Source organism: Vibrio sp. 10N.222.48.A3, from assembly GCF_041475345.1.
Taxonomy (GTDB): Bacteria; Pseudomonadota; Gammaproteobacteria; order Enterobacterales; family Vibrionaceae; genus Vibrio; species Vibrio tasmaniensis_A.
Genome location: NZ_JBFRVX010000777.1, coordinates 1 through 2,688, shown reverse-complemented (window position 1 = coordinate 2,688; position 2,688 = coordinate 1). Strand labels below are relative to the sequence as shown.

The following is a 2,688-nucleotide window of genomic DNA, read 5'->3' as shown; positions in this document are numbered from 1 at the left end:
GATTACACGTTGAAAATAGCCCTATCTCCAGTGGTGCTTTCTTGTCTGTCTGGCTCACTTTTTAAAGATATAAAAGCGCAAGCACCAAACGCTAAACTAAAGCTTGTTCCATGGTCAAACTCGTCTGTCTCAGATATACAAAAAGATGAGGTTTTGATGGGAGTAAGCTACTTAGGGGAAAAGACAAGTAAAGAAGTCTATACAAGGCAGCTCATTGAATTAACAGGACGTATATTTGTTAGGAAAGATCACCCTTTAAAGCAAAACACCGTGACTCCATATGACATGGCAGGGTACGAAATCGCATCTTTAGTAACGCCAGGTTGGAATGACAATTTTAGCTTAGCGTCTCAGATTCTAACCGACCTTTCCATCGAGCATCGTATCGGTTTTCGCAGCGAATTGGTCATGGCTCTAATCGATGTCATTCAACATACTGATATGTACATGCCCCATTCCAACCTTTTCCCAGTAGAAAACTATCCGACATTACGCGGGATAGATGTCTCAGTCGACGGAAAAACGCTGAAAACTCCGGTCTATAGTTATATACACATTAAAAATCGAAACTCACCTTTAACAAACTGGCTTTCAAAACTCATAGAGCAAGTTTTATCAGAACAAGTACAAAAGTAAGTTCGATTAAAAGTTATATATTGTATTTTACTCTTCCGGACGCCAGCTCAGTGCGCTAGCGATGGTACCGATAACTAATGTGTCTTTTTCCGCTTCATTAAGTTCAGGTAACATCTGTAGCGTTATCATTCCATTTGTCTGTGCAGCCGCTATTTCTTTAGAAGCTTTTTTAAAGCTATACCCTAGTGGTTTTTCTACCGACATTAAAAGGTCTTTACTTGAATGGACAGTTTCTACGTCATATTTATTCGCCCCAACTCGGATATAGCCAGCTTCTTTCTTTTCTAAGCTAACACTGATCATCCCAGATTGAGGCTCTAAAACGAACTCTCCTATATTCTCATTGCTTTGAGATACAGAACAGCGGTAAGGTTTATTGCCACCAAAATCAACACCCATGTAGTTAACTGAAGTGCCACCGCCAGAACAGACTAAGTTCCACACTTGGCCATTATCGACTCTAGTGATTTCAGCAGCCAGCTCACCCTCTTTGAATGAAACAGTCTCAAACCATGTTGAACCTGATGAATCTCGGCTATATTTACCTTGGTACATACCTGCAATATCAAACGTCCCTTCTTGTCCTAACCCCCAAAAATCACCATCAGTTTTAACCATGAGTTCTGGCTGCTGATTAACCGCATCTGATTTGTCCATGATGGCAACGCTGCCGCACGCAGTTAACGCGAAAAGAGGAGTCACAACGAAAAGAAACTTCTTCATACTGATATCTACCTAAAAATAAATGTAAGGGAAAAATTCAGTAGAAGAATAAATTAAAGATAAGTAAGAATATAGCGAGCATCAATGAGCTATATCGATACTATCGTTATTTTTCTCATGTGCCTTAAACAAATACATTAGAGAACATCAGCTTATGTTTAGACACTTCTATCACGCTCGTTTTGTAAGGCTACGTAAGACCCAAAGATCACGTGTAATGATTACTCCTGCTGATAAGCAAGCATTATCACAGAGATAATCAATGCGAATTAGCCTGCTCTTTCAAAGCCCATATAATGATCACCGTTAGCCAGTGATTTCACTGGATTCACGCATGGATCGACCTAATGCTAAGGAGAGCGCAAAATTACTTCGGTGGTACCATGAAATTTAAAACACTTCTTTTAGCTTCAGCTTTATTCTCAACCTCTGCACTTTCAAATGGTCTTCACTTATCTCCTGAACTAAAGATTGGTTCTTATCATGGTTTTGGAATACAAGCAGGTATTACTGATGTGGCAAATCTAGGTGTGGTTTATCTGAGCTATTCTCAGCTTTGGTATGACAGCGACCGATACGATGAAACTGTCGATGCGTACCGCATTGGTATTCAAAATATGTTTGGAAGCAACCAGAATCACGGCTTTCAGGCGGAGATTGGTGTAGCGAGTTATGACGGAACAAAAACGCGTAACGGCGAAATTGAAGAGAAGACAGCACATGGATTAAGTCTTGGTGGAGCCTACGTTTACCAAGCAACACCAATACTTGGGCTACGTGCTGGTGTTGATATGAATATTTTTGATCACAATAAGACCTTTGTGCCTTACGACACAACAATCAACCTTAACCTTGGTGCAATTATTCGGTTCTAAAGTTAATACCTACTTCAGTGCGTCATCTAGGCTTTGATCACCAAGGTGGCGTACATCTTTACCTTTCACAAAGTAGATAATGTATTCACAGATATTTTGGCAACGATCTCCCACTCGCTCAATCGCACGAGCTGACCACATCACTTGCAGGATATTGGGGATGTTCTTAGGATCCTCCATCATGTACGTCATCAACTGACGAATCACAGCTTCATATTCCGCATCCAGCTTATCGTCAAGTTTATGTACTTCTGCTGCCGCATCTACATCCATACGAGCAAAAGCATCTAATACTTGATGCAGCATAGTGATAGCCTGACGACACAATGGTTCTAACGAGACGTGAAATTTTTGTTCTTTGGTCGAAGGGATCTCAATCGCACCCTGTGCGATTTTAGAGGCCACATCGCCAATACGTTCTAGATCAGTAATGGTTTTGATGATCGCCATAATC

4 protein-coding genes are annotated in these 2,688 nt (G+C 40.8%); 2 read left to right on the top strand and 2 right to left on the bottom strand.

Annotated features, from left to right (window positions below):
• Positions 1-636, top strand: a 636-nt coding sequence (locus AB4653_RS19680; protein ID WP_372105086.1) for a LysR substrate-binding domain-containing protein, incomplete at its 5' end; no start/stop codon positions are given.
• Between the two features lie 27 nt (positions 637-663).
• On the opposite strand, the gene AB4653_RS19675 is transcribed toward AB4653_RS19680, so the two are convergent.
• Positions 664-1,359 carry a hypothetical protein gene (locus tag AB4653_RS19675; RefSeq protein WP_009848272.1) on the bottom strand — a complete coding sequence of 232 codons (696 nt, stop codon included), beginning with the start codon at positions 1,357-1,359 and terminating at the stop codon, positions 664-666.
• Positions 1,360-1,742: 383 nt separating this feature from the next.
• Here AB4653_RS19675 and AB4653_RS19670 point away from each other — a divergent pair, with 383 nt between their 5' ends.
• Positions 1,743-2,234: a hypothetical protein gene (locus AB4653_RS19670; RefSeq protein WP_032555329.1), complete on the top strand. Its 492-nt coding sequence runs from the start codon at positions 1,743-1,745 to the stop codon at positions 2,232-2,234.
• 9 nt (positions 2,235-2,243) lie between these two features.
• Here the strand turns inward: AB4653_RS19670 and phoU are convergent.
• Positions 2,244-2,688: phosphate signaling complex protein PhoU (gene phoU, locus AB4653_RS19665; protein WP_372105084.1), on the bottom strand; the 445-nt coding region annotated here is incomplete at its 5' end.

Bases quoted from the DNA above. Each gene is read 5' to 3' on its own strand.
- AB4653_RS19675 (WP_009848272.1), bottom strand. From the start codon at position 1,359: ATGAAGAAGTTTCTTTTCGTTGTGACTCCTCTTTTCGCGTTAACTGCG.
- AB4653_RS19670 (WP_032555329.1), top strand. From the start codon at position 1,743: ATGAAATTTAAAACACTTCTTTTAGCTTCAGCTTTATTCTCAACCTCT.